The following is a 26,234-nucleotide window of genomic DNA, read 5'->3' as shown; positions in this document are numbered from 1 at the left end:
TTGCCCCAGTACGATCGTCGCGGTGGGCAACTCTGCGGACCGCATCGCGCTGATCTCCGACGTGCACGGCAATCTCACCGCCCTCGAAGCGGTCCTCGCCGACATCGACTCCCGCGGCATCGAGCTGATCTACAACCTCGGCGACTACGTCGGCAAAGGCCCGCGCGGCCGTGAGGTGATCGACGTCTGCCGGCAGCGGTGCGCGGTCAACATCCGCGGCAACTGGGACGACTTCCTGCCGGACCCCGGGCGCACCCACGACAGCGAGGGCCTGGCCTGGTGGCTGGCCCAGCTCGGCGAGGGTCAGGGCGACTGGCTGCGGGCACTGCCGTTCAGCCACGATTTCCTGATCAGCGGCCGGCGGGTGCGGCTGTTCCACGCGTCGGCGACGAGCGTGCACCGGCGTGTCCGGTTCGACCACGACGAGCGGGAGTTCCTCGGGATGTTCGCCAACACCCCGGCCACCGGGGACGGCCCGGCGCCCTCCGTCGTCGGGTACGGCGACACCCACGACCCGTTCTACGAGGTCGCGGGCAACGGGCTCACCCTCTTCAACACCGGCAGCGTCGGCAACTCGATGAACGACCCGAACCCGGTCTACGTCATCGTCGAGGGACGGCTCGGCTCGGACGTGCCGGCGCCGTTCTCGGTGCAGTTCGTGCGGGTGCCGTACGACGCGGAGGCGGAGATCGCCGTCGCGGCCCGGATGGGCATGCCCGAGCTGGACGGGTTCATCTCCGAGGCGCGCCACGGCGTCTACCGCGGGGCCATGCACGATCCGGGCGCGCCGCGATATCACCGCCGACCAGCCTGAACTGTGCCTCGGTCAGCCGCACCCGCTCGGCGGCCAGATTTTCCTCCAGGTGGGCGATCCGGGCGGTGCCGGGGATCGGCAGCATGACCGGGGACCGGTGCAGCAGCCAGGCCAGCGCGATCTGGGTGGCGGTCGCGCCGGTCTCGGCGGCCACCGTCGCGAACGCCGCGTTCGAGCCGGTCGTGCCGGCGGCGACCGGCCGCCACGGAAGGAAGGCGATGCCGGCCCGCTCGCAGGCCTCCAGCACCGGCTCGTGCTCGCGGTCCAGCGCGTTGTACCGGTTCTGCACGCTTGCGATCGCGACGATGTCCCGGGCTTGGTCGAGCTGGTCCACGGTCACCTCGGACAGCCCGATCATGTTGATCTTGCCGGCGTCCCGGAGGTCCCGCAGCGTGCCGATCTGGTCGGCGAGCGGGATCTCCGGGTCGACGCGGTGCAACTGCAGCAGCTCGATGCGGTCCAGCCGCAGCCGGCGCAGCGCCTGGTCCACCTGCTCCCGCAGGATGTCCGGCCGGCCGTCGAGACGCCACTCGCCGTCCGGGCCGGTCCGGGCCACCCCGGCCTTCGTGGTGACCAGAAGCCCGTCCGGATACGGGAACAGCGCCTCGGCCAGCAGTTCCTCGTTGGCGCCGCCGCCGTACAGGTGAGCCGTGTCGATCAGCGGAACACCCAGCTCGACGGCCCGCCGAGCCACCGCCTTCGCCTGCTCGCGGGCGCTGCCCGACGTGACGCTCAGGTGCATGGCCCCGAACCCGATACGTCCTGCCGGAACCGTCATCGATGTCATCAGCGCCACGCTAGAGCACGAGCCGGCGAGGTCGCCGGGAGCTGTCGACGCGTGTCCAGGGTGGCGGCGGTCCGCTCGGCGAGCGGCACGTGGGCGATCACCCGCGGAAACCGGACGTAGGCTGTCAGGGTTTTGCGGAAGTGTCGGTGCCATGACGACGAAACCACTCACCGGGAAAGTGGCCCTCGTGGCCGGGGCGACCCGCGGCGCCGGGCGGCAGATCGCGGTGCAGCTCGGAGCGGCCGGCGCCACCGTCTACGCGACCGGCCGCAGCACCCGGGCCGCGCGCTCCGAGTACGACCGCCCGGAGACCATCGAGGACACCGCCGACCTGATCACCGCGGCCGGCGGCACCGGTGTCGCGGTGGCCGTCGACCACCTCGACCACGACCGGGTCGCCGAGCTGGCCGCCCGGATCGACAGCGAGCAGGGCCGCCTCGACGTGCTGGTCAACGACATCTTCGGCGGCGACCCGCTGACCACCTGGCACAAACCGATCTGGGAGCAGCCCCTGGAGCCGGGCCTGCGGCTGCTGCGCCTGGCCGTCGACACCCACATCATCACCAGCCACTACGCGCTGCCGCTGCTGATCCGCAACCCGGGCGGCCTGGTGATCGAGGTCGGCGACGGCACCCTCGACTACAACCTGCGCAACTACCGGTCGTCGGCCTTCTACGACCTGGCCAAGTGGTCGGTCAACCGGCTGGCGTCGACGTGGTCGCACGAGCTGGCCGATCACGACGCGGTCGCGGTCGGCGTCACCCCGGGCTGGCTGCGCTCGGAGATGATGCTCGACGTCTACGGCGTCACCGAGGAGAACTGGCGGGACGCCTGCGCCAAGGAGCCGCACTTCGCGATCTCCGAGACACCGGTGCTGGTCGGCCGGGGCGTCGCCGCGCTCGCCGCCGACCCGGGCCGGGCCCGCTGGAACGGGCGATCGGTGTCCAGCTTCGACCTGGCCGAGGCCTACGACCTGACCGACACCGACGGCAGCCGCCCGGACGCCTGGCGTTACGTGGTCGAGGTGCAGGACGCCGGGAAACCCGCCGACGTGACCGGTTACCGGTAGAGGTCACCGAGGCGGCGCGCGGCGTCGGCGAGCCGTTGCCGCAGGTCGGGCGGCTCCAGCACCTCGACCTCCGGGCCGAGGCGCAGCATGTACGTGTAACCGACGTCCCGTGACTCCACCGGCAGCCGGGTCCGTACCCACCCGTCCGGATCCGGCTCGCCGGCGGCGTCGAGCGCCTCCCGTGCCGCCGGGGGATCGACGACGAACCGCAGCGCCCGCAGCCCGCCGGGGCTGAGCCGGATCGTGATCGTCTCGCGCAGCATCTGCCGCACGAAGTCGGCCGCCCGCTCCGCCCAGAACTCCGGCAGGTCGAACTCCGGGTCGCGGGTGAACCCGTCACCCGCCGGGGTCACGCCGGTGACCCGGTCCACCCGGTAGGTGCGCAGGGCGTCGCCCACCCGGCCGACCAGATACCAGACCCCGTTCTTGAGGACCAGCCCGTACGGCTCGACGACGCGGGACACCTCCTCGTCGCGGCGCCGGTAGCGCAGGGCCAGCACCCGGTCCTGCCAGACGGCCTGCGCCAGCTCGGCCAGGTGCTCGGGCGGATCGGCGCGATCGAACCAGCCCGGCGCGTCCAGGTGGAACCGCTGCCCGGCCCGCTGTGACGCCTCCCGTAGCCCGTCCGGCAGCGCGGCGAGCACCTTGCGGCGTACCGACTGGACCGGCTCGTCGAGGCCCATGTCCCGGGCCGGGCCGGGTAGCCCGGCCAGGAACAGCGCCTCCGCCTCGGCGTGGCTCAACCCGGTCAGCCGGGTCCGGTAGCCGCCGACCAGCCGATATCCGCCGGAGCGGCCCTGCTCGGCGTAGACCGGCACCCCGGCCGCCGACAGCGCCAGCATGTCGCGGTAGACGGTCCGCTCGGACACCTCCAGCTCGGCCGCCAGCTCGGCGGCGGTCAGCATGCCCCGCGACTGGAGGAGCAGAACCATCGAGATCAGCCGGGCTGCGCGCATGTCCCCGATTGTCGGCGACCCTCACGCTCCAGGGGAATTGCGCCACTTCTTGTTTTGCGGGTCGTTGGAGCAGGCGGGAAAGTGAGGAGATGTTCCCACTTTTCAACTTCCGTGCCCTTTTCGGTGCTGTTGTCGGTGCGATCATCGTTGTTGCCGGACTGTTCGTGCCGGTGCGCGGCTACTGGAGTGCCACGCCGGCCGGGTTCGCCGGCACGTCCACCACCGTCCAGGCCGTCGTCGCGCCGGCCGTCGTTCTCACCGGTTTCCAGGCCGCGCCGGCCGTGCGCCGCGGCCCGGAGCAGCTGCGGCTGGCCGCCGGCGCCCGCCTCGACCTCGACTCGCGCCGGGCGGACTGGGCCGCCACGGACTGCGCCGAACGCTGCGACCTGCTCCTCGACGGCTCCCAGGGCGTCGAGGAGGCCGGCGGCGGCGAACTGGCCGACAAGTCGGCGGCCTACTACTCCTGCCTAGCGGCCAGCGAGTACGGCTTCACGATCACCCCGGAGCTGGCCGACGCCGGGGTGGAGACCTGTGTCCGTACCGGTGACGGCCGGCACGCCGCGCTGACCGTCACCGGGGTGGAGAAGGCCGGCGGCCGGATCTCGCTGATCGCCGGGACGATCACCGTCTGGGAGGCGCCGCCGGTGACGGTCCTGCGCAGCGACGAGGAGGAGCCGCCGCTCTTCCAGGAGCTGCCGCCCGGGTCCTGACCCGCTCAGTCGTCGGCGCCCGTCACCACCCGGGTGGACCAGCGCAGCATCTCCAGATATGCCGAGCCCAGGTTGACCGAGGTGACCTCGGGGATGGTGCCGTTCTCGTACGCCTCGACGGTTTGCAGCACCCGCTGCAGCGGGCTGCCGTCGCCGCGCAGGGCCGCTGCGACGTCCTCGGCGAGCGGCATCTGGGTGGCCATGTCGGCCCGCGGCATGCCCATCAGGTCGGCGACGCCGGTGAGCAGGCCGAGCAGGAAAGCGGTCTCCGGCGGGACCTTGAACTCCTGGGCCAGGCGATGGCAGAACCGGGCCCGGACCAGCGCCTCGGTCAGTTGCTCGTCGTTGGCGCCGGTGACCTCGCTGGCGATCATCAGTGCCGCCCACTGGCGAATCTTGGCGATGCCCAGCAGCACCACCGCCTGCGGCACCGACGACAGCCGCTGGGGCAGCCCGGCCGCGGCGCTGTTGCTGGCCCGGAGCACGCGCATGGCCAGGGCCGGGTCGGTGGAGATCAGGTCGCTGACCTTCTTCATGTCGGTGTCGGTGGCGTGCAGCAGGGCCAGCAGCTCCAGCCGCCGCAGTTTCGACGCCGACAGCGTGGAGGTGGTCAGCACGTGGGGACGGCTCAGCGCGTACCCCTGGCGCAGCTCGCATCCGTATCTCTCGGCCATCGCCACGTGCGCCTCGGTCTCCAGGCGTTCGGCGACGAGCTGGATCTGCGGGTACCGCCGGCACACCTCGATCGTCTCCTCCAGCCGGCTCAGGTCGCCGTCGAGCATGTCCAGCTTGACGAAGGACGCGATGCTGAACAGCTTGTCGTGGCCCAGCCCCCACACGAAGTCGTCGAGCGCGATCCGGTAGCCGGCCTCGTGCAGGGCGGTCACCCCGGCCAGCACCTCGTCGTCGATCGTGATCGACTCGAGGACCTCCAGGACCACCTGCTCCGGGCCGATCGGCAGGGCCAGCTCACCGACCAGGAACTCCCTGGTCATGTTGATGAAGCACAGCTTGTCGCGGACCACCTCGGGCAGGCCGAACTCGGTGAACGCGGTGACGATGACCTGACTGGTGGCGGAGATGTCGCGCTGGGACGCCTCGACCTCGTCGAGCCGGCCGCGGAACAGCAGCTCGTAGCCGACGACCATGCCCTGGGCGTCGAAGATCGGCTGCCGGGCGACGTGGACCAGCTGTGTCACGTCCTTCGGCGGGACCTGCGGTGCTCGGACATCGCTCATGTCTGTCAGCTTGCCTGATCTCCCGGCCCCTCGCGGTTGGTGTTGACGAACACCCCCGAGCACTTCACGCCTGAGGCGTAGAACGAGGGGACACCTGCGGGGATCGCTGACATCTGTGGTGCTGGTGGTGCGGCCGGTGCCGGCCGGATGATCGGGCCGGCAACGGTGCCGGCCAAGGGGAGAGGCGGGAGACCGCGTGGCAGGCGCCGCGGAACTCGCAACGGCGCCGGTGTTGACGCGCCGCCGGTCGATGCCGAGACTGCGACGATGGCGACCGTTCGCGCGGCCGGGATCCGTGGTTTCGCCGAGGTGGTCCGTGAGCTGGGCGCGGACCCGGAGCCGATGGTGCGCGCCGCCGGCCTCGACGTGGCCGTCCTCGACCACGACGACCTGCCGATCGAGCAGTCCCGCCTGGCCGCCCTCCTGCAGCGGGCCGCCGACGACCTGGAGTGCCCCGATCTGGGGCTGCGGATGGCCGCCCGGCACGGCCTCGACACGCTCGGCCCGCTCGCCGTGATGCTGGCCAACTGCCGGACCGGCGCCGATGCCCTGGCCGCCACCGAGCGGTACCTCACCGTGCACAGCGACGCCCTGCACGTCGACCGGACCACCGACCCCGACGGCGAGCCGGGTGTCCTCGCGCTGCGCTACCGCGGTCACCCGCAGGGGCCGCCGCCGGTGCAGGCCCTGGACGCCGGGATCGGTTTCCTGCACCGCGCCCTGTGCCTGCTCTTCGGCGACGGGTACGGGCTGGCCGGCGTGCGGCTGTCGTACCGTCCGGCCGCCGACCCGGCCTGCTACCGGCGGTTCTACCGGGCGCCGGTGCGGTTCGGCGCGCCCGAGTCGCTGCTGCGGGTCCCGGACCGGCTGCTGACCCGCCCGGTCGCCGGCGCCCACGAGGATCTGCGGGACCGGGCCGAGGCGTACCTGCGTACCCTGCTGATCGACGCCGACGACATGACCGGCCGGATCAGCACCGTCGTCGACGGCATGCTGGTCTTCGGCGCCGTCCCGATGGAGGCCGTCGCCCGCGCGCTCGCCCTGCACCCGCGGACGCTGCAGCGACGCCTGGCCGCCCAGGGCACCACCTTCGCCCGCATCGTCGACAACATCCGCCGCGACCGCGCCCGCCACTACCTGACCGAGACGACCATGCCGTTCGGCGCCGTCTCGGCCCGTCTCGGCTTCGCCGAACAGGCCACCTTCAGCCGCGCGTGTCACCGCTGGTGGGGCGTCCCGCCCCGCCGCGTCCGCGCCACCCGCCCCCGCGCCCGCGCCCGCCACGATCGCGCCACGGCATGATCGAACGATGACGGACCCCGGCAGCCCGAACGGACACGACGAGGCCGAGATGATCGGCGAACGCTGGCGGCGGCTGCTCGACGTGCCGCCGGGCAGGGCGCCCCACCTGCACGACCTGCACGACTTCCTGACAGCGGCGGCCGCCGAGCCACGGCTGCGGGCGCTGTGCCCGTTCACCAGCCACCAGGACCTCGGCTTCCGGCGGTCGGTCGCGGAGACGCCGAGCCGGGCGCTGGCCTGGGTGCGCCCGTTCGGCGAGGGCCGCTACCTGATCGCCGGCCCCGACCGCCGCGGGCTCCACACCCCCGGGCCGCAGCCGGTGACCCTGTGGGGCACGCCCCCGGTCCCCGGAGCGCTCGGCCCGGCGCCCGCGCGGGAGAGCGTCGCCCTGGTGCTCGCCGTGCTGGACCGGGACCGGACGGGCTGATCACGTCTATCGTGCCCTCATGCGACGTGTATCGATCATTGTGGGTGTCCTCGCCGTGCTGCCCGTTGCGGCCTGCGAATCGGGTGGCGGCACACCCGTCGCGGCGCCGCCGGTGACCTCCGCGGCGGCCGTCGCCACCTCCGCGGCCCCCGCGACCGCGGCGTCCCCCACCGCCGACGCCGTGAAGGCCTGCCGCCTGGCGGCCGAGGCGCCCCGCCCGCAGGAGGCGATCGAGATCGACGAGGCGGTGATCACCGCGCTGATCGACAGCGCCGCGAAGTCGGGCTCCGGCCCGATCGAGGAGGCCGGGTCGCGGGTGCGGGCCGCCTACACGGCCTGGCAGCGGGCGGCGATCGGCGACGACGCGGCGAAGGCCACCGACGAGCTCCTCGCCGCGGTGGCCCGGGTCGACCGCGCCTGTGCCGAGGCCGCGATCACCGGGCGGTGAGCGTCCGGGATTGTCGGGCTGGGTCAAGTCTTGCGGGGCCGATCCCGGGCACGATGCGTGAAACACGCTCGTAACGCGAGGGGCCGCCATGTCGGACACGCACGTTGACGTGCTCATCGTCGGCGCCGGGATCTCCGGAATCGACGTCGCCCACCGGATCCGGGAACGCTGCCCGGAGCTCGGCGTCACCATCGTCGAGGCACGCGACCGGCTCGGCGGCACCTGGGACCTGTTCCGCTATCCGGGGGTGCGTTCCGACTCCGACATCTACACCCTGTCGTTCCCGTTCCGGCCGTGGCCGGGGGAGCGGTCCATCGTCGACGGCGACGAGCTGCTCGCCTACGTCGAGGACACCGCCCGGGAGTGCGGGATCGACAGGCTCATCGAGTACGGCACGCGCGTGCTCACCGCCGACTGGGACAGCGCCGCCGCCCGCTGGCACGTGACCGCCGACCGCGACGGGACGACGGTCACCTACGTGACCCGCTTCCTGGTCGGCTGCACCGGGTACTACGACTACGAGAACCCGCACGACGCGGGCTTCGCCGGCACCGGCGACTTCACCGGGACCATCGTGCACCCGCAGTTCTGGCCGGCCGGGCTCGACCACACCGGCAAACGCGTGGTGGTGATCGGGTCGGGGGCCACCGCCGTGACCGTGGTGCCGGCCATGGCCGGTGACGCCGCCCACGTGACCATGCTGCAGCGCACGCCCGGCTACGTCCTGGCCCAGCCGCGGGTGGACGCGGTCGCCCGTACCCTCGGAAGGATCCTGCCCGTCGGGGCCGTGCACCGGATCACCCGCGCCAAGAACACCGCGGCCCAATGGGCGCTCTACCAGGCGTGCCGCCGCTTCCCGAACCGGATGCGCGCGCTGCTGCGCAAGGGCGCCATCGCCGCGGTCGGCGACGCGGCCCTGGTCGACGAGCACTTCCGGCCGCCCTACAACCCGTGGGAGCAGCGCATGTGCATCGCCCCCGACGGTGATCTCTACCGGGCGGTCCGCTCGGGGCGGGCGTCGGTGGCGACCGGGCACATCGACCGGTTCGTGCCCGAGGGCGTCCGCCTGGTCAACGGTGACGTCATCGAGGCGGACATCGTGGTCACCGCCACCGGCCTGCGGATCAAACTGCTCGGCGGGGTCATCCTCAGCATCGACGGCGAGCCCGTGGACGTGTCGAAGAGCTGCACCTACCACGGGGCGCTGCTCAGCGGGATCCCCAACTTCGCGGTCTGTATCGGCTACATCAACCTGTCCTGGACCGTCCGCGCCGACGTGACCGCCCGCCTGCTGGCCCGGGTGCTGCGCAAACTGCTAGACACCCGCTCCGACGCCGTCGTGCCGGTGACCCCGGCCGGGCTCGGGCCGACCGGGCCGTTCATGGACATGCAGTCCGGCTATCTGGCGCGGGCCGCCGACATCATGCCCCGCGCGGGACGGCGCTACCCGTGGGCGTTCCGGCAGAACGTCTTCCTCGACGTCTGGGCCACCAACCGCACCGGCCTCGACGAGGGGCTGCGATGGACCCGCGTCCGGACGGAGGCCCACGCATGAGAGCCGTCGTCGTCCAGGACGGCGTCCTCGAGGTCGCCGAGGTCCCGACACCCGTGCCCGGCCCCGGCCAGGTGCGGCTGCGCGTCAGCCGTACCGGGATCTGCGGCTCCGACCTGCACGTCCGCCACGACGCCGAGGCCAGCGCCGACGTCGCCGCCGAGGTCGGCTACCCGGACTTCATGCGCCGCTCGCACCGGGTCGTGATGGGTCACGAGTTCGCCGGGACCGTCGACGAGTACGGGGCCGGCTGCCGTCGCCGGTGGCGGCCCGGACAACTCGTCGTCTCGCTGCCGCTGATCAGGCACGGCGACGAGGTGCACATGACCGGCATGTCCGAGCGCGCGCCCGGGGCGTACGCCGAATATCTGCTCGTCTCCGAGGACGCGACCATGCCGGTGCCGGCCGGCGTCGAGCCCGGCCTCGCCGCCCTCACCGAACCCCTCGCGGTCGCCCACCATGCGGTCCGGCGCGGCGACGTCGCGAAGAACGACACCGCGGTGGTCATCGGATGCGGCCCGATCGGCCTCGCCGTCATCCTGATGCTCAAAGCCGCGGGGGTACGGCGGGTCGTGGCCGGCGATTTCACCGAGGGCCGCCGCGAGCTGGCCCGCAAGTGCGGCGCCGACGTGGTCGTCGACCCGGCGCAGCGGTCACCGTGGTCGGTGATCGAGAGCGACGCCGGGCTGGTCACGTCGGCCACCGACCTGTACGGCGCCGGCCTGACCGCGCTGCGCGACCTGCAGAGGGTCCGTGGCGTGCCGTGGTGGACGGTGATGCGGGCCGCTCAGCGGGCCGGCGTGGGCCCGCGTGGCGCCGTCGTCTTCGAATGTGTCGGGCTGCCCGGCGTGATCGAGGAGATCGTCACCCGCGCGCCGTTCCGGTCCCGGATCGTGGTGGTGGGCGTCTGCATGCGGCCCGACACGTTCCGGCCCACGATGGCCAGCAACAAGGAGGTCGACCTGCGGTTCTCCTTCTGCTACGACCCGGTCGAGTTCCGCGAGGCGCTGCGGATGGTGGCCCGCCGCCGCATCGACCCGCGCCCGCTGCTGACCGGCGTCGTCGGCCTGGACGGGGTCGCGGACGCCTTCGACGCGCTGGCCCGGGCCGACCATCACGCGAAGATCCTGGTCGACCCGTCCTACCGGTTGCGGGACTTCCAGTCGTAGCCGACGGTGTCGGACTCGGGTGTGTCGGCGCGCCGGCACACCTCCCGCACCACGGCGTCGACGCTGGCCCGCTCGTCCGCCCCGATCAGCGGCACCGCCCAGTCGCACCCGGACATCGTGAAATGCCGCTGCCAGCCCCGCCAGGCCCGCAGCTGCGCCAGCCCCAGCGCCGTCGACCCGCCCGTCTCGCCGTGCCCGCCGTTTATCGACTCGCCGAGCAGGAACGGCCGCGCCCCGAACGGCACCACGCACACGTAGTACACGTGATGGGTGGGATGCTCCGGCGTCGGCGCCTGATTCCGGTACGCCACCCGCAACAGCTGGTTCTCCCGGTCCCGCCCCTTCAGCGGCACCGACGCGGTGAACAGGAAATCGGCCTCCAGCGCCGGCCCGTCACGCCACCATACCCGCTCCGCCCCGAACTCCAGATGCTTGAACCGCTCCGGCGACGCCAGCGCCGTCCAGTCCCGCTCCGGGCGCTCCCGCTGCAGCCGCGCCACCGAACAGTCGAAGAGCCGGACCTCCCCGGAGTCGAACTCGAGGGCGAGCTGCCACCGCTCGGTGGGAACGACCCGGGTCAGCGCTGGGAAAGGCACCCCCCATCCTTACACCCCGTCGGCGACGGCGATCCCGGCGTACGGGTCGCACGGGATCGGAGGCGGTTCGCCGCGGCACGGTAGGGTGCCGGGGCCTCGTCGGGTCCCCGCGCGGGGCGTGATGGGTTAGCCTCGCCGCAGCGACTCGGCTCGATGAGGCGGCGCCGCGACCGGGAGCGCTCCCGGCGGTCTTACCAGGAAGGACGTTCCCATTTCTGACGTAGCGTCGGCCCGCACGGACAGAGCGGCGAGCGACACCCCGGACCAGGAGAGCCCGGTCGGCTGGACCGCGCGGCTGCGGGCCTCGGCGATCGCCGCGTCGCCCGCGATCGGCCTCTACCTGCTGTTGCGCCTGATCAGCCTGGAAGTGATGTATGTGCTGGCCAAGCATGCATACGCGCTCGACCCGGGCCGGCAGGTGTTCCCGGACGGGACGATCAACAACCAGTGGCGCGGCTTCACCTCGATGTGGGACGCGCTGATCTCCTGGGACGGCCGGTGGTACACGAAGATCGCCGGCAGCGGGCTGGGCGGGCCGATCGGGGCGGTCGACGAGGACGGGGTGCCCTACGAGCTGCGGCTGGCGTTCTTCCCGCTCTACCCGTTCCTGGCGCGCCCTCTCACGTACCTCTCGATCGAGCCGGCCACCGCCTGCCTGATCGTGTCGTTCGTGTCGGCGATCGCGGCCGCCTGGGGTCTCTACGCGATCGGCCGGCACGTCCGCGACCACCGGGTGGGGCTGATGCTGGTCGCCGTGTGGGCGGTGGCGCCCGCGGCGATGACGCAGAACGGCGCGTTCACCGAGTCGCTGTTCACCGCGCTGGCGGCGTGGGCGCTGTACGCGGTGCTCAAGGAGCGCTGGCTGATCGCCGGCCTGCTCGCCGGGCTGAGCGGGTTGAGCCGGCCGACCGCGACCGCCCTGATCGGCACGGTGGCCCTGGCGGCGCTGGTCGCGGTCCTCCAGCGGCGGGGCGGCTGGCGGCCGTTCGCGGCGATCGCGCTGGCCCCGGCCGGGCTGCTGGCCTACTTCGCGTTCGCGTCCGCGCGGCTGGGCAGTTTCGAGAAGTACACGAGCATCCACGACAACACGTTCGGCGCCCGTTTCGACTGGGGCGAGAACACCTGGAACATGTCGACCGACATCCTGATCGGGGTCGACGGCGACAACGCCGACAAGCCGATCCGGGTCCTGTCGCTGATCATGCTGGTCGCCTTCGTCGTGATGTTCGTGCTGCTGGTGCCGCGCGCGCCGTGGCAGCTGACGGTGTTCGCCGCGGCGATGCTCGCGCTGGCGACGCTGTCGCACACGCACATGTCGATGGCCGGGCGGCACCTGCTGCCGACGTTCCCGGTGCTGCTGGTCCCGGCGTTCCTGCTGGCCCGGATGTCCAACCGGGACCTCGGCATCGTGCTGGGCGTGATCGCGCTGCTCTCCGGGTGGTATGCGGGCTGGCTCCCGTTCATCTCCGGCCAGGCCATCTGAGATGGCTCGCGCGGCGATGCTCGCCGAGCTGCGCCGGCACGTGCCGGGCGACGTCGTCACCGTGCGGGCGGCGTTCGAGGACATCCTGGTCACCGAGCGGTTCGACCTGGTCTTCGCCGCGGCCGCGCTGCACTGGACGCGACCGGACGGCCGGTGGCCGAGGGTGGCCGGGATGCTGGCGCCGGGCGGGGTCGTCGCGTCGTTCGGCGGGCCGCTGCGACTGGCCGACCCGGCGGTGGAGGAGGCGGTCCGGGCGGCTCGCGCGCCGTTCCTGGCCGTCGACGACGTCCCGTCACCGGACGGCACGGCGCCCGAGGCGGCTATGCAGTGGCCGGGGACCGAGCTGCAGCGGTCGGACCTGTTCACCGACGTGCGGCAGCGGGTGATCGAGCGCCGTCCGACGATGAGCGCCGCCGCCTTCGTCGGGCACCTGTCCACCGTCTCCGCCTACCTCGAACTGCCGCCGGCGACCCGTGAGCTGGTGTTGCGCCGGATCGGAGCGGTCCTGCCGGACACCGTCGAGCTGATCGCCGACGTCGTCGTCCACCTCGCCCGCCTGCGCGGCTGACCGTCGCCGTCCGGGGGCCGGGGCGGGTGTGGCACGATCCCGGGCCGGGGGAGTGTGGATCATGGAGATGACCGATCAGGCGCGGCAGGCGCTCGTGCTGGCCGCGGGCACGGCGCACGGGCTGGGCGAGCAGCCGGTCGACAGCTATCACCTGCTGATCGGGCTGGCCGAGGCCGAGGGCGGCGCGCGGCACGCTCTCGACCTGGACCCGGCCCGGCTCCGGGCGGTGGACCGGCCGGCCGGCCTCGCGACCGCGAAGACCGTCGTGGACCGGGCGCGGGCAGCCGTGGGGGACCGGACGACCACGAGCGAGCTGCTGCTCGCCGTGCTCGAGGTGGACGCTGCCGCGGTCGCCGTCCTGCGCGACGCGGGCGTCGACCCGGAGGCGTTGCGGGCGGCGGCCGCCGGGCACGACACCTGCTGCGGGGAACGCGGTGACGGTGACGTGCGGGCCGCCGTCGCGGAGGTGATCGCGGACGTGCGGGAGCTGCCCGGCCGCGGCCCGGCGGTCGTCCGCACGATCGTCGGGCTCGTGCCGTACCTCGTGCTCTATGTCGTGGTCCTTGCCGTCGCCTGGAAGACGTCCGGCCCGGAGCTGATCCTCGTCGTGGCCGCCGCGGCGGTCCTGCTCCGGCTGGCGACCGCGGGGCTGGTGGCGCGTGGCAGGCTGGGCCGGGAGGTCGCGGGCCTGCCCGCCGTGCAGTTCCGGGCCGGGGAGCTGCGGCCTCTGCTGGACCGGCTGGAGCTGCGGGAGCTGACGATCCTGCTGCACCCGTCGGTGACCGTCGATCGCTGCTATCGGTGGGGGCGCCGCGGCTGGGTGATCCTCTCCGCGCCGGTCGCGGCGCACCCGGACACGCTGCGGTTCGTGCTGTGGCACGAGATGGCGCACCTGGCCCGCCGCGACGGCCCGATCCGGGGGATGCGGGCCACCCTCCTGATCGCCCTCGGTACCGCCGCGGTGCTCAGTTTCGACGTGAGGGCGATCCTCGTGGCGGTCGTGGGCGGCCTGCTGGTGACGAGCGCCGGGCACTGGTGGCAGGAGATCAGCTGCGACCGGCTCGCCGTCGCCCGGACCGGTCCGGGCGGGATCCAGGAGTGGGTGGACGTGTTCCAGCCGTCGTCCGTCCGAGGCCTGCTCACCCACCCGCCGGCGGCGTGGCGGACCAGGATTGCGCGAACGGCTCCCGCAGCGCCGGGATCGACGGCGTGAACGGTGTCTCCTCCCGGTCGCCGACGCCGGCCGGCGGAGCGGAAGCAGGGGACGCGCCGCAGCCTCGCCCGAAGGGGTGACGCCGGGACCGGATCGACGGGCGCGTCCGGTGCCCGAACGTAGCTTCATGTTCATGATCGTCGTCCACGGGGCCGGGCTGGCCGGCCTGACCTGCGCCCGGCTGGCGGCCCGGGACGGCGCCGAGGTGACACTCGCCGGGGCCCCGTCCATGGCGGACCTGGTGCTCAACGAGGCGGAGATCCGGCTGCTCACCGACGTGTGGGACGACCCGGGCCGGCGGCTGCTCGACGGCGGGCACCGGCTCACCGCCCGCTGGGTCCGGTGGGGCGACGGCGCCGTCCCCGCCGAGGTCGCGTCCCCGGCGGTCGCCGTCGACGGCGCGCGGCTCGCCGAGGGACTCGCCCGGCGCCTGCCGGACCGGGTGCGACGTGCGGAGACGGCGCCCGCCGCGGACTGGACGATCGGCGCCGCCGCCCGCCCGGCCGTCAACCCGCCGGCCGGGCGCAGGGTCGCGGTCGCCGGGCACGTGACGATGGCGTGCACCGGGGTCAGCCGGATGGCCACCACCGGCCGCGGCTGGGTCCGGGCGGTGCCGCTCGGGGACGGGCGCGGGCTGGTGCGGGCGGTGACACCCGTACCCCCGGATGATCCTGAGGGTTTCCTCGCCGCGGAGATCGAGGCCGCCGGGCTCGGCGCGTGGGTGACCGGCCCGCCGGAGGGGGTCACCGTCGTCCCCGCCGCGCCGTGGCTGTCCCGGCAGCGGGCCGAGCAGGGCCGGATCCACATCGGCGGGGCCGTCCTGCGTCTCGACCCGGTCAGCGGATCGGGCGCCGGGCCCGCGCTGCGCACCGCGGTCCTCGCCGCCGGTGTGCTCCGGCAGCTCCGCGACGGGATGCCCGCCGCGGAGCTGCTCGGCCACTACCACCGGCGGCTCGGGGCCGCCTTCCATCGGCACCTCACCGGGTGCGCGGCGCACTACCGGCGGGTGTTCGCCGGCCCCGAGTGGGCCGGTGAGCTGCACATCACCGCCACCGCACGGCACGCCCAGCGCGGCGCCCCGGTCTTCACCGGGCGCCCGGATGTCGCAGCAATGACATAGCCGCCTTGCCCGCCCCGTTGAGAGCGGCCGTCCGCGGATCGGCGGCCCGGTGCACCCGGATGCCCAGCCGCGCGGCGACCGCCTCGACCAGCCCCGGATGCAACGCGCCGTCCCCGACCAGGAGCAGCCCGTCCTCCGGCGGCTCGACGTCGAGGCTGTCCACATGGGCCGCGATGTGGTCGACGATCACGTCCACCGGCACGTCGCTGGACAGGTCACGGGTGCCGATGTCGCTGCGCCGGGCCTCGACGACCCGCCCGTAGTCCAGGACGGCGACCTCGGTCAGCTCGGCGCCCACATCGGCGACCAGCAGCATGTCGGCCGTCTCGCCGGCGCCCATCGCGGCCGCCCGCACACTGTCGATCAGCAGCAGCCGGGACGGCTCGAACACCGCCTTCAGCACCCGCCGGGTGGTCTCCTGGTCGTCACCGGACGCCAGGACCGGCCGGCACGCCACCACCACGCCACCGGACGGCACCGGCTGCGCGAACGTGCCGACCAGCTGCGACAGCATGGCCACACACCCGTCGAAGTCGACCACCCGGCCCCGGCGGATCAGCGGGCCGGCACTGTCGCACCGGCCACTGACCACACCCTGCCGATCGGTCCACACACCTGCGATGTCACTGCCGAGATCGACAGCGATCGCGGACGCCATTTTCGTCACCCAACCTGCTTCTGCTGGCACGGAACACAGAACCGCGCGTGCGGCAGAACCTCCAGCCGCTCCGCCGGGATGGCCCCCGCGCACCCCTCACACCGCCCGTAGGCGCCCTCGGCGATTCGCCGCAGCGCCCCGGACACCTGCTCAACGCTACGTCGGGTCGCGGCGATCAGCGCCTCCTGGTTGTGTGACTCACCAGGATCGCCGGTGTCGGCGCTCATTTCGGTGAGTTCTCGGAGCCGGGCCGTCTGCCGGTCCAGCTCGTCGGTCAATGCAGCGTGCACTACGGCGAAGCGTCTGTCGACGTCGATACTCACGGGATTTCCTCCGGGCAACAAAAAAGGCCGAAGCTGATGAGCTTCGCCCTGGGCGGTCGTTTCTGGTGACAACGTCTCCGCCGGCGGGCCGCGCCCTCCCGGGGCGGCCGCCGGCCGGTGGGCAGCACGAGCCGCCGTCACCGCGGTGACGGCGGGCGCGTTCGACCTCACCGGAAGCATCCGAACACCATAGGCCGCCCTTCGCGGCCTGCCAAACGGTTACCGGGCCGGGTCCCGGCCCAGCGCCGTGAGCAGCCGGTCCAGCGGTGTCGCCGCCTCGCCGGCCGGCACCGCCGGCCCGAACGGGGCGCCGGGGGCGAGCCGCTGGTCGTCGTCGGGCACCGCGAGGGCGATCGGCAGGCAGGCCGCGACCAGCTCCGGCGCCGGGTCGAAGGCCACCCCGCGGGCCGTCGCCACGTCCCAGGCGTGCACGACGTAGTCGACCAGGTGGAACCCGACCGCCATCGTCGCCGGAACCGTCCGGGAGCCGAGCTCCGGCATGGTGAACGCGGTGTTCCCGGCGGCCGGGAACGCGGCCAGCACCTCGGCGGCCGCCGAACGATAGGCGGCGACCGGGTCGGCGGCGGGCACGGGCTGCCACGGCTCCGGGTCGGCGCCGTGCCCGTCGGCGGCCGCGGCGAACCCGCGGTGCTGGGCGGTCATGTGGGCGATCAGGGTGGCCAGGTCCCAGCCGGCGCACGGGGTGGGCCGGGACAGGTCGTCGGGGGTGATCGGCGCGATCAGCTCGACGCTGAGGGCGACGGCCCGGCGGTCGAGTTCCAGCAACTCCGCGAAGTCAGTAAGCATGCGCCTATCATGTGCATGTGCTTACGGTATGCGCAAGCGGGTATTCTCGGCGGCGTGACCCGGCCCGACCTGGCGGCGATGATCGGCCCGCTCGGGCGCGCCCTGCTCGCCCTCGAAGCGCCCATCCTCGCGGCGCACGGCCTCGCCATGTGGGCGTATGCGGTGCTCCTGAGCCTCGACGACGAGCCCGTGCGCACCCAGACCGCCCTCGCCGAGGCGATCGGCGCCGACAAGACCCGCATCATCAAGATCCTCGACGACCTCACCGCCCGCGGCCTGATCGAGCGGCGCCCCGACCCCGCCGACCGCCGCGTCCGCCTGCTCTCCATCACCGCCGAGGGCCGCCGCCTCCGCGACGCCACCCGCACGGCCATCCAGGAGGCCGAGAACACCCTGCTCGACCGCCTGACGCCGGCCGAGCGCGAGACCTTCCTCACGGCACTTCAAAAACTCGTCTAGAGGTACGGACGTCGCGCCCCGCCCCCACGCAAGAGGCATCCCGGCGCGGCGGTCCGGCCGGCGGCTGCTCCGGGTGGACGCGCCGGGCCTCGGCTCGCGCGGCGGCGATGATCGCGTCGGCTCGACTCGTGTCAGGTCCGGCGGCCGCCCGTCGCTCGCGGTCGAGCCGTCGAACGGGCGGTGGCCCGGATGGCAGGATCCGCAATGTTCGTGTCGTTGCCGCCATCGGCCGGCGCGGCCACGATGGGGGACATGCTCCGGCGGATCGTGCACGTGGTCTTCGACGGGTTCCAGCTGCTCGATCTGGCCGGGCCCGCCGACGTGTTCGCCACGGCCGGCCTGCTGGCCCGGCCCGGCGGGTACCGGGTGGAGGTGGCGGCCGGGCGGGCCGGGCCGGTCGCGGCGAACACCGGGATCCGGGTCGAGGCCACGACGGCCCTGGCGGACGTCGGCGGGGAGATCGACACGCTGATCGTCTCCGGCGGCCTGTCGGTCCGGCGCCATCTCGGCGACCCGGAACTGGCCGCGCAGCTCCGCAGGATCTCGGGGCTCGCACGGCGTACCGCATCGGTCTGCAATGGGGCCTTGCTCCTCGCCGAGGCCGGACTTCTCGCCGGACGCCGGGCCACCACCCACTGGCTCGCCGCCGGCGAGCTCGCTCGCCGCTATCCGGACGTCACCGTCGACGCCGACCGGATCCATCAGCGCGACGGTGACGTGTGGACGTCGGCCGGGGTGACCGCCGGGATCGACCTGGCGCTGGCGCTGGTCGCCGACGACCACGGCGCCCGGCTGGCCCACGACGTGGCCCGCGGGCTCGTCGTCTACCTGCACCGGCCGGGCGGGCAGAGCCAGTTCAGCGCGGCGATGACGGCGCCCGCCTCACCCGACGGCACGATGCGTGAGCTGCAGGCCTACATCGACGGCAACCCGGGCGCCGACCTGAGCGTGCCGGCGCTGGCCCGGCGGACCGGCCTCAGCGAACGGCACTTCGCCCGGGTCTTCACCGAACGGGTCGGCACCCCGCCCGGCCGTTACGTGGAACGCAGCCGCGCCGAGGCCGCCCGCCGGCTGCTGGAGACCACCGACCATCCCCTCGACCGGATCGCCCGGGAGACCGGCATCGGCGCGCCGGAGACCCTGTTCCGGGTCTTCCGCCGCCTGTGGCGGGTCGCGCCCGGCGAGTACCGGCGCCGGTTCACCATGTCCTGACAGGAGCCCCGATGCACGTCGCGATCCCGCTCTACCCCCGCTTCACCGCCCTCGACGCGGTCGGCCCGTACACCGTCTTCGCCTTCGCCCCCGGCTGGCGGGTCACGTTCGTCGCCGCCGCGCCCGGACCGGTCACCGACGACGCCGGCCATCTCACCCTGCAGGCCACCACCGGGTACGCGGACCTGCCCCGCCCCGACGTCGTGGTGGTGCCCGGCGGACCCGGCACCGCCGAGGCGCTCGGCGACCGGGCGCTGCTCGACTGGATCACCGGGGCGAGCCGGCACGCGCGGTGGATGACGTCGGTGTGCAGCGGGTCGTTCCTGCTCGGGGCGGCCGGTCTGCTCACCGGCCGCCCCGCGACCACCCACTGGGGGTGGCTCGACCAGCTGGCCGCGTTCGGCGCGGTGCCGGTCAGCGAACGGGTCGTCCACGACGGCGACATCGTCACCGCGGCCGGGGTGTCCGCCGGGATCGACATGGCGCTGTTCCTGCTCGGCGCGGCCGCGGGGGAGGCGACCGCGCAGGCGGTGCAACTGGCCATGGAGTACGACCCGCAGCCGCCGTACGCGTGCGGGTCCCCGGCGGGTGCGCCCGCGGGGCTGGCCGAGGCCGCGCTCAGCCTGATCAAGTGACCGGGCCCGCCGGGTTCCGCCCTGCGTGGCCGGTCGTGCGGGGTGGCCCAGGGCCGGCTTCTGTGGCCGGCGGGCCGGTCGCGCCCGGTGGCGCGCGCCGGTCAGGTGGTCGGCGGGTCTCGGTGGCCCGGCCGGTCAGATTGTCGGCGGGTCTCGGTGGACGACCGCGACCGTGCACGCCGCGTGGCGTAGGGCGTGCTGACTGACCGAGCCGAGCAGCAGCCCCGCGACCGGCCCGTGCCCGCGGCTGCCGACCACCAGCAGTTGCGCGGCGGCGCTCGCCCGGGCCAGCGCCGCCGCCGGATGCTCCAGGGTCTCCTCCGCCTGGACGGTCAGGCCGCGGAACCGTTCGCGGATCACGGCCAGCGGCGCGCCCGGCGTCTCCTGCTCGGCAGCGGCCCGGATCACCCGCAACGGCACCCGCCGGGCGGCGGCCTGACCGGCGGCGAACGTCAGCACCGGCATCGTCAGCGCCGACCCGTCGACCCCGGCGACCACCGGGGCGCCCGGCACCGGCACCCCGCGCACCACCACGACCGGGCATCGGGCGTGCGCGCTGACCGCCGAGATCACCGAACCCAGCAGCCCGGCGACGACGCTGTGGCCGTGCCCGCCGAGCACGATCATGCGGGCGTCCCGGGACCTGTCGATCAGCGCCGCCGCCGCGTGCCCGCGGACCGCCCGGGTCGTCACGTCGACCGACGGATGCGTCTTGCACACCGTCGCGACCGCCCGTTCCAGCGTCTCGTCGATCACGTCGGCCACCGTCCGGTCCGGCCGCAACAGGGGCAGCGGCACCATCGGCGGGGCCGTCGCCGGCCACTCGTCGGCGTGGAGGACCTCGATCGGCGCGCCGGAACGAACCGCCTCGTCCCGTGCCCACAGCAGCGCGGCCTGCGCGTACGCCGACCCGTCATAACCGACCACGATCCTGCTCATGGCTACGATCCCCCTCCCGGAACCAGACTGAACGCGCCCTCCTCCTCCTGCGCATTGTGCAGTCGCAGGATGGCGTAGAGCCCGTACAACAATCGGCGCACGTCGATGACGTCCGGCGCCTTCCCGTCGTTCACGATGCGGTTCAGCCGGCCGACCTGAAACTCGATCTCGGCATGGGTACGGCTCAGCCCGCTGGTCACCTCCGTCCCACCGAGCGCCCGCGCCATGATCGGCAGCAGTTCGGCCTCCTCGGCCCGCTCGTGCGCCAGCAGCCGGTCCAGATCGGTCACCAGACGGCGTACCGGCTCCAGGCGCGGCGGCTCGCCCAGCGCGTCGGCGACCGACCGGACCCGCTCGACCAGCGGCCGCATCTCCCGGTGCTCGTCGAACAGCCGCCGCGCCGTGGCCACGTCCTCCGGCCGCAGCGTCACCGTGCGCACCCGCCCCGGGATCAGCGCGGCCATCGCCATGGCGATCGCGCCGAGGTCGATGCCTTCCTGAACCAGCGCGCCCGCGACCGGCGGCAGCAACCCCGCCGCGGCGGCCAGCATCGCCACCACGGCCAGGCCCATGCCGGTGGCCACCGCCGCCACGGCGACGCCCCGGGAGCGGCGGGCGATGAGAATGGCGTCGGCCAGCACATCGATCCGGTCGACGGTGAGCACCACGTCCGCGGCCTGCGCCGACGCGGTCATCCCCCGGGCCGCGAGCGCCACCCCGACATCGGCGGCGGCCAGGGCGGGAGCGTCGTTCACCCCGTCACCCACCATGATCGTCCGTTTCCGCCGCTCGCGTCCCGGGGGCTGCTGCTGCCCCGGCCGCTGGTCTCGGGGCCGGTGCTGTTCGGCCCGGACCAGCGCCAGCTTCCCGGCCGGGTCGCAGCCGGCGAAGACCTCGTCGGCGCCCACGATCCGGCCGACCGCCGCCGCGCCGTCACCCTGGTCACCGGTCACCAGCACCACCCGCCGGATCCCGGCGCGCCGCAGTGCCCGGATCATCCGCGGCCCCTGCGGCCGCAGCGGATCCTCCAGGCGCAGCACGCCCGCGGGCGCCCCGTCGACCGTCACCGCCACCGTCAGCAGTTCGTCGTCCGTGGGCGCCGCCGTCCGGCCCAGCCGCACCCGCCGGCCGCCGACCAGGCCCTCGATGCCGTACCCGTGCCGCTCCCGCACCTCATCCGCCGCGCCCGGACGCAGCCCCCGGCCGTGGGCGGCGCTGACGATCGCCCCGGCCAGCACGTGCGCCGAACTCTGCTCCACACTCGCCGCCAGCCGCAGCACCTCGTCGGCGGCCAGCGCCCCACCCGGAGCGACCACCACGTCGACGAGCCGCGGCCGCCCCTCGGTCAGCGTCCCGGTCTTGTCGATCAGCAGCACCTGTCCCGCCGCGAGCCGTTCCAGCGCGCCGCCGCCCTTCACCACGACCCCGGACCGGGCGGCCCGCGAGATCCCCGACATGATCGCGATCGGCGCGGCCAGCAGCAGCGGGCACGGCGTGGCCACCACCAGCACCGCCACCGCCCGCACCGGATCCCCGCTCACCGCCCACGCCGCACCCGCCAGCAGCAGCGTCAACGGCACGAAGGCAACAGCCCAGCGATCAGCCATCCGTACGAACGAGGCGCTCCCCGCCCGGGCCTGCTCCACCAGGCGAACCACCCCGGCGTACGTCGAATCCCGCGCCGTGGCGATCGCCGTCAGCCGCATCGCCGCCCCGGCGTTGACGACACCGCTGCGCACCTCCTCGCCGGCCCGCCGCTCGACCGGCATCGGCTCGCCGGTCAGCGCCGACTCGTCCAGCACCGCCGGCCCGGACAGCCGCCCGTCCACCGGCACGACCTCCCCGGCCCCCACGACCAGCCGATCCCCGACGGCCACCTCCTCGACGGCGACCACCACCGGCCCGGCAGCCGAGTCCCGGCGCGCGATCCGGGGCATCCGCTCGGCCAGCAGGCCCAGCTCGCGGCGCGCCCGCGCCTGCGCCCGCCCCTCCAGCAGCGCCCCACCGGCGAGCATCACCGCGATGACCGCCCCGGCGAACGGCTCCCCGACCCACAGCGCCCCGACCAGAGCCAGCCACGCGATGACGTCGACACTCGGCTCCCGCCGCCGGACCGCGGCGCCCAGTGTCACGGTCGACCAGCCGAGCCCGAGAAGCGCCGCCGCGATCCAGAGCCACTGCGCGGCGCCCCCGGCGATCTCCACACCCCCGAGCCGGTCCGCCGCCGTCCCGGCGGATCCCGCGGGCCCCCGGACCCAGATCGCCACCATGCCGGCCACCGTCAGCACCGCAGTGCCCGCGAACAGGCCCTGCTCCCGCCGCATGCCACCCTCCCCGAACTCGGCCCGCCTCCACCGTGGGACAAATCAGCCCGTTCCGGCAGGGCCAAAGGACCCCCCGGCGCCGTTTCCCCCGTCCCGGCCCGCCGGGGTCACCCCCCTCCGCCAGCCGTCCGGTCCGGCGCCGATTCCCGGTCCGGCCCGCCGGGGCCACGCCCCTTCACCGGTCGTCCGATCCGGCGCCGTTTCCCGGCCCGCGCCCGCCGTCGGCGTGCCTCACCTCGGATCGGCCGGGCGGATGATCACCGGGCGGGGCGGGTAAGGCGGGAGGATGGTGACTTCCGAGCTGCAGGAACGTGTCCAGCGCCGGCTCGGCCAGCTGGTCGGCTCCGGTGCTGAGGCCGGGCTGCAGGTGGCCGTCTACCAGGGCGGCACGCTGATCGTCGACGCGGTCGCGGGCACCGCCGACCCCGGCACCGGACGGCCGCTCTCCTCGCGTACCCCCGTCTTCGGTTTCTCGATCGCCAAGAACGTCACGGCCACGCTGGCGCATCTGCTCGTCGCGCGGGGGCATCTCGGCTACGACACTCCGGTCCGGGAGGTCTGGCCCGAGTTCGCCGCCAACGGCAAGGGCGCGGCGACGCTGCGGCACGTCCTGACCCACACCGTGGGGCTGCCGGCCATGCCGGCCGGGATCACGCCGCGGGAGCTGCCCGACTGGACGGCGGTCTGTGACGCGCTGGCCGCCGCCGAGCCGCTCTGGGCGCCGGGCACGGCCATGGGCTATCACTCGTACACGTTCGGCTATCTGGTCGGCGAGCTGGCCCGGCGGGCGACCGGGCGGCCGTTACGCGAGCTGCTCCGGGAGTGGATCACCACGCCGCTCGGCATCGACGATCAGCTCCACTTCGGTGTCGCGCCGGAGTCGCTGCCCGAGCCGGCCCGGCTGACCGGCGAGAAACCGCCGCCGGACGCCGGCGCGGGGACGGTTCTCGCGCCGTGGGAGTCGCGGCCGGACGCCGGATTCGGCAACACCGCGGAGATCCTGGGCGCGGACATCCCGTCGGTCGGCGCCGTCACCGCCCACGGGCTCGCCGCCATGTTCGACGCCCTGCTGCGGGGCGAGCTCGTGGACCCGGCCGCGCTGGCCGGGATGTCGGCGGTCGCGTACGACGGAATCGATCAGGTTCTCGGCACTCCGGCGCGGATGACGCTCGGCTTCCCGGCGGGACGCATCGGCGCGCCGGCGGGGGAGGGCTCGGTCGCGTTCGGATGGCCGGGCGGCGGGGGCGGCTACGCCTACGCGGATCCGGCGCATGGCGTCGCGTTCGCGCTGACGAAGACCCGGCTGACCGCGGGCTTCCACACCGCCTCGTCGCTCACCGCGCTCCTCGCCGACCACCTCGCCACCCCGCGGACCAGCCTCGGCGCGTTCTCCGCGCCGGGCGCCACCGCGACACCGTGGGAGGCGACGGCCGGTGCGCTGCAGCGGATCCAGAAGTTCCAGCTGTGCACGGTACGACCGGACGGCCGGCCGCACGTGACACCGGTGCTGGCGGTCTGGGCGTACGACGCGATGTGGTTCACCACCGGCGACGGCGAGCAGAAGGCCGGTAACCTGAGCGCCGAACCGCGCTGTGTGCTGTCCGCCGGAACCGGGACGCTGACCGGTACCGATCATGTCGTCGAGGGCGTCGCGCGGCTGATCACCGACCGGTCCACGAGGGACGCCGCGGCCACCGCGTTCGAGCAGGCCTACGGCTGGCACCTGACCCGCGACGACGGCGACTGGCGCCACCTGGGCGACGCCATCCGTACCGGAAAGGTGCGGCTCTACCGGGTCCGGCCGGAGAAGGCGTTCGCGTTCACGGCGGGCGCGGAGCCCTCGCAGACGCGTTACCGCTGGACCGGGCCGGTGGATCGAGCGGATTAGCATGACCCGATGCTCTCCGCGGGAGTCGTTCTGCACGGCCGTTACCGGCTCACCCGTCCGGTCGCAGCCGGGGGGATGGGCGAGGTGTGGCGGGCCGACGACCTGCTGCTGCACCGTGAGATCGCCGTCAAGGTGCTGCTGCCGACGTTGATGGCGGACCGGCAGTTCGTCGCCCGGTTCCGTGCCGAGGCCCGGATGATGGCCGCGCTGCGGCACCCGGGCATCGCGCCGATCCACGACTACGGCGAGAACGCGGAGGTCGGTCCGCACCGGTTCGACTACCTGGTCATGGAGTTCATCGACGGCACCTCGCTGTCGGCGCGGATCGAGGAGGCCGGGCGGCTGTCCACGGCCGACACCATGACGATCGTCGCCCAGGTCGCCGGCGCCCTGCAGGCCGCGCACACCGCAGGGATCGTGCACCGCGACGTCAAACCGAACAATCTGCTGCTGCGGCCGGGCGGCGAGGTGGTCCTCGTCGACTTCGGGGTGGCCCGGTCGGAGACGGCGGCCGGCTCACCGGCACCGGCGTGGTCCTCGGATCGGTGCACTACATGGCGCCCGAGCAGGCCGAGGGACGGCCGGTGTCAGCCGCGACCGATGTGTACGCGCTGGGCGCGGTCGCCTACACCTGCCTGGCCGGGCGGCCGCCCCACCTCGGCGACAGCCCGCTCGCGGTGCTCGCCCAGCTGGCCCACGGACAGCCGCCGGCGCTGCCGCCGGACGTTCCCGCCGAGGCCGCCGCCCTGGTGTCGCGGGCGATGGCGAAAGACCCGGCCCAGCGGTACGCGAGCGCGTCCGACCTCGCCGCCGCGGCCCGCGCCGTCATCCCCGCGCCGGCTTCCGCTTCCGCGCCCGCGCCGGCTTCCGCGCCCGCGCCGGCTCCCTCTTCCGCGCCGGCTCCCTCTTCCGCGCCCGCGCCGGCTCCGGCTTCCGCGCCGGCTTCCGCTCCCGGTTCCGCTCCGACCCGGCCTCTGCCGCCTTCCGCGACTGCCGTGACGAGGCCGTCCGAGGGTGGCCGCCGACGGACCGTGAGCGTCGTCGTAGCTGTCGTGGCCCTGCTCACCGCGGCCGGCGCGTGGGCCGGCCGCCTGCTGAACGAGAGCGACGCCGGCCCGGCTGCCCCGGCCCCCTCGGCCTCCTCGGACCCGAGCGTCCCCGCCACAACGGATCCCGTCCCCGGCACCCCGGCCGCCCGCGTCTACACCCCGGCCGAGATCTGCGGCGCTGGCCGCGGTGCGTACCGGGTGGTCGACTCGAAGAAGCTCAAGACGTCCGGCGGGACCGTACGGGGCGTCGCCTACCTGCTGTACTCGGACTCCGACGGCTCACACTGCGCGGTCACCATGAAGGAGAAGGGCGTCGGCGAGGAGGCCTCCGTGGCCGTCCACCCCAAGGGTGAGCTGGGTCTGGTGGCCGACGACGGCGGCGGCGACTACGCCGTGATGATCAGCGGGAAGGACGGCGCCTGCGTCCAGTGGAATGCCTGGATCGGCGACGTCAGTTACGTGAGCGAGAAACGGCACTGCGGCTGACC

26 protein-coding genes and 2 pseudogenes are annotated in these 26,234 nt (G+C 74.0%); 19 read left to right on the top strand and 9 right to left on the bottom strand.

All coding sequences use genetic code 11. The features are described 5' to 3' along the window. Positions 1-22 precede the first annotated feature (22 nt). The gene (locus BM290_RS11020; protein ID WP_203779317.1) at positions 23-814 is read left to right on the top strand and encodes a metallophosphoesterase family protein; all 792 of its coding nucleotides are present in this window, start codon (positions 23-25) and stop codon (positions 812-814) included. Here the strand turns inward: BM290_RS11020 and BM290_RS11015 are convergent. Then, entirely contained in the window at positions 732-1,601 is an 870-nt protein-coding gene (locus tag BM290_RS11015) for an aldo/keto reductase (RefSeq protein WP_093613654.1), read from the bottom strand. The two genes, BM290_RS11020 and BM290_RS11015, sit on opposite strands and share 83 nt — an antisense overlap. Positions 1,602-1,752: 151 nt before the next feature. Between BM290_RS11015 and BM290_RS11010 the strand changes: the two genes are divergently transcribed. After that, on the top strand, positions 1,753-2,670 hold the full coding sequence (locus tag BM290_RS11010) for an SDR family oxidoreductase (protein WP_093612784.1): 918 nt from the start codon (positions 1,753-1,755) through the stop codon (positions 2,668-2,670). On the opposite strand, the gene BM290_RS11005 is transcribed toward BM290_RS11010, so the two are convergent. Beyond that, positions 2,661-3,626, bottom strand: coding sequence for a helix-turn-helix transcriptional regulator (locus BM290_RS11005; protein ID WP_093612782.1), 966 nt, complete (start codon positions 3,624-3,626; stop codon positions 2,661-2,663). The genes BM290_RS11010 and BM290_RS11005 overlap by 10 nt on opposite strands. Before the next feature lie 89 nt (positions 3,627-3,715). On the opposite strand from BM290_RS11005, the gene BM290_RS48210 reads away from it, so the two are divergent. Continuing rightward, on the top strand, positions 3,716-4,336 hold the full coding sequence (locus BM290_RS48210) for a hypothetical protein (protein ID WP_177319658.1): 621 nt from the start codon (positions 3,716-3,718) through the stop codon (positions 4,334-4,336). A 5-nt stretch (positions 4,337-4,341) separates the two neighbouring features. Here the strand turns inward: BM290_RS48210 and BM290_RS10995 are convergent, their stop codons facing one another. Continuing rightward, entirely contained in the window at positions 4,342-5,574 is a 1,233-nt protein-coding gene (locus BM290_RS10995) for an EAL and HDOD domain-containing protein (protein WP_093612778.1), read from the bottom strand. A 267-nt stretch (positions 5,575-5,841) separates the two neighbouring features. Here BM290_RS10995 and BM290_RS10990 point away from each other — a divergent pair, with 267 nt between their 5' ends. From BM290_RS10990 to BM290_RS10970, 5 genes are all read left to right on the top strand, one after another. Continuing rightward, the gene (locus tag BM290_RS10990; RefSeq protein ID WP_093612776.1) at positions 5,842-6,876 is read left to right on the top strand and encodes an AraC family transcriptional regulator; all 1,035 of its coding nucleotides are present in this window, start codon (positions 5,842-5,844) and stop codon (positions 6,874-6,876) included. A gap of 7 nt (positions 6,877-6,883) precedes the next feature. Then, the gene (locus BM290_RS10985; protein ID WP_093612774.1) at positions 6,884-7,303 is read left to right on the top strand and encodes a DUF6193 family natural product biosynthesis protein; all 420 of its coding nucleotides are present in this window, start codon (positions 6,884-6,886) and stop codon (positions 7,301-7,303) included. 19 nt (positions 7,304-7,322) lie between these two features. After that, the gene (locus tag BM290_RS10980; protein ID WP_143133700.1) at positions 7,323-7,751 is read left to right on the top strand and encodes a hypothetical protein; all 429 of its coding nucleotides are present in this window, start codon (positions 7,323-7,325) and stop codon (positions 7,749-7,751) included. 88 nt (positions 7,752-7,839) lie between these two features. Next, the gene (locus tag BM290_RS10975) at positions 7,840-9,306 is read left to right on the top strand and encodes a flavin-containing monooxygenase (protein WP_093612770.1); all 1,467 of its coding nucleotides are present in this window, start codon (positions 7,840-7,842) and stop codon (positions 9,304-9,306) included. Continuing rightward, entirely contained in the window at positions 9,303-10,472 is a 1,170-nt protein-coding gene (locus tag BM290_RS10970; RefSeq protein WP_093613650.1) for a zinc-binding dehydrogenase, read from the top strand. The genes BM290_RS10975 and BM290_RS10970 overlap by 4 nt, the downstream gene beginning before the upstream one ends. Here BM290_RS10970 and BM290_RS10965 read toward each other — a convergent pair. Further along, positions 10,445-11,068, bottom strand: coding sequence for a hypothetical protein (locus BM290_RS10965; RefSeq protein ID WP_093612768.1), 624 nt, complete (start codon positions 11,066-11,068; stop codon positions 10,445-10,447). The genes BM290_RS10970 and BM290_RS10965 overlap by 28 nt on opposite strands. 370 nt (positions 11,069-11,438) lie before the next feature. Here BM290_RS10965 and BM290_RS10960 point away from each other — a divergent pair, with 370 nt between their 5' ends. The 4 genes from BM290_RS10960 (at position 11,439) to BM290_RS10945 (ending at position 15,452) form a co-directional block, all read left to right on the top strand. Continuing rightward, positions 11,439-12,551 (top strand): glycosyltransferase family 39 protein, encoded by a 1,113-nt coding sequence (locus BM290_RS10960; protein WP_093613648.1) that lies wholly within the window; start codon positions 11,439-11,441, stop codon positions 12,549-12,551. 1 nt (position 12,552) lies between these two features. Further along, on the top strand, positions 12,553-13,119 hold the full coding sequence (locus tag BM290_RS10955; protein ID WP_177319657.1) for a class I SAM-dependent methyltransferase: 567 nt from the start codon (positions 12,553-12,555) through the stop codon (positions 13,117-13,119). Positions 13,120-13,180: 61 nt separating this feature from the next. Next, positions 13,181-14,332 (top strand): Clp protease N-terminal domain-containing protein, encoded by a 1,152-nt coding sequence (locus BM290_RS10950; protein WP_143133699.1) that lies wholly within the window; start codon positions 13,181-13,183, stop codon positions 14,330-14,332. A 133-nt stretch (positions 14,333-14,465) separates the two neighbouring features. After that, positions 14,466-15,452, top strand: coding sequence for an NAD(P)/FAD-dependent oxidoreductase (locus BM290_RS10945; protein ID WP_143133698.1), 987 nt, complete (start codon positions 14,466-14,468; stop codon positions 15,450-15,452). Here BM290_RS10945 and BM290_RS10940 read toward each other — a convergent pair. The 3 genes from BM290_RS10940 to BM290_RS10930 all read right to left on the bottom strand — a co-directional run bounded on the left by BM290_RS10940 (position 15,418) and on the right by BM290_RS10930 (position 17,240). Beyond that, on the bottom strand, positions 15,418-16,110 hold the full coding sequence (locus BM290_RS10940; RefSeq protein WP_093612762.1) for a rod shape-determining protein: 693 nt from the start codon (positions 16,108-16,110) through the stop codon (positions 15,418-15,420). The genes BM290_RS10945 and BM290_RS10940 overlap by 35 nt on opposite strands. 5 nt (positions 16,111-16,115) lie before the next feature. After that, the gene (locus BM290_RS10935) at positions 16,116-16,433 is read right to left on the bottom strand and encodes a TraR/DksA family transcriptional regulator (RefSeq protein WP_239143512.1); all 318 of its coding nucleotides are present in this window, start codon (positions 16,431-16,433) and stop codon (positions 16,116-16,118) included. Between the two features lie 219 nt (positions 16,434-16,652). After that, positions 16,653-17,240: a TIGR03086 family metal-binding protein gene (locus tag BM290_RS10930; RefSeq protein ID WP_093612760.1), complete on the bottom strand. Its 588-nt coding sequence runs from the start codon at positions 17,238-17,240 to the stop codon at positions 16,653-16,655. Between the two features lie 54 nt (positions 17,241-17,294). Between BM290_RS10930 and BM290_RS10925 the strand changes: the two genes are divergently transcribed. The 3 genes from BM290_RS10925 to BM290_RS10915 all read left to right on the top strand — a co-directional run bounded on the left by BM290_RS10925 (position 17,295) and on the right by BM290_RS10915 (position 19,546). Next, a complete protein-coding gene (locus BM290_RS10925; RefSeq protein ID WP_239143513.1) occupies positions 17,295-17,699 on the top strand; it encodes a MarR family winged helix-turn-helix transcriptional regulator in 405 nt (134 codons plus the stop codon). A gap of 252 nt (positions 17,700-17,951) precedes the next feature. Continuing rightward, a complete protein-coding gene (locus BM290_RS10920; protein WP_093613644.1) occupies positions 17,952-18,911 on the top strand; it encodes a GlxA family transcriptional regulator in 960 nt (319 codons plus the stop codon). A gap of 11 nt (positions 18,912-18,922) precedes the next feature. Beyond that, entirely contained in the window at positions 18,923-19,546 is a 624-nt protein-coding gene (locus BM290_RS10915) for a DJ-1/PfpI family protein (RefSeq protein WP_093612756.1), read from the top strand. Between the two features lie 135 nt (positions 19,547-19,681). Here the strand turns inward: BM290_RS10915 and BM290_RS10910 are convergent, their stop codons facing one another. Both BM290_RS10910 and BM290_RS10905 read right to left on the bottom strand, forming a co-directional pair. Next, complete coding sequence (locus tag BM290_RS10910) at positions 19,682-20,485, bottom strand: universal stress protein (protein WP_093612754.1); 804 nt, start codon at positions 20,483-20,485, stop codon at positions 19,682-19,684. Between the two features lie 2 nt (positions 20,486-20,487). Then, positions 20,488-22,809, bottom strand: a complete 2,322-nt coding sequence (locus BM290_RS10905; RefSeq protein WP_203779319.1) for a heavy metal translocating P-type ATPase — start codon at positions 22,807-22,809, stop codon at positions 20,488-20,490. 286 nt (positions 22,810-23,095) lie between these two features. Here BM290_RS10905 and BM290_RS10900 point away from each other — a divergent pair, with 286 nt between their 5' ends. From BM290_RS10900 to BM290_RS47220, 4 genes and pseudogenes are all read left to right on the top strand, one after another. Continuing rightward, complete coding sequence (locus BM290_RS10900; RefSeq protein WP_093612752.1) at positions 23,096-24,697, top strand: serine hydrolase; 1,602 nt, start codon at positions 23,096-23,098, stop codon at positions 24,695-24,697. Positions 24,698-24,706: 9 nt separating this feature from the next. Next, a pseudogene (locus tag BM290_RS51045) lies at positions 24,707-25,201 on the top strand (serine/threonine-protein kinase); the annotation flags it as partial. Between the two features lie 50 nt (positions 25,202-25,251). Continuing rightward, positions 25,252-25,428 (top strand): annotated as a pseudogene (locus tag BM290_RS51040) (serine/threonine protein kinase); the annotation flags it as partial. A gap of 300 nt (positions 25,429-25,728) precedes the next feature. Further along, positions 25,729-26,232, top strand: a complete 504-nt coding sequence (locus BM290_RS47220) for a hypothetical protein (RefSeq protein WP_143133695.1) — start codon at positions 25,729-25,731, stop codon at positions 26,230-26,232. Positions 26,233-26,234 lie beyond the last annotated feature (2 nt).

It is taken from the genome of Actinoplanes philippinensis, assembly GCF_900113015.1.
Lineage (GTDB): Bacteria > Actinomycetota > Actinomycetes > Mycobacteriales > Micromonosporaceae > Actinoplanes > Actinoplanes philippinensis.
Note: the sequence above shows the minus strand (reverse complement) of the source record. Positions and strands in the feature narration are given on the sequence as shown.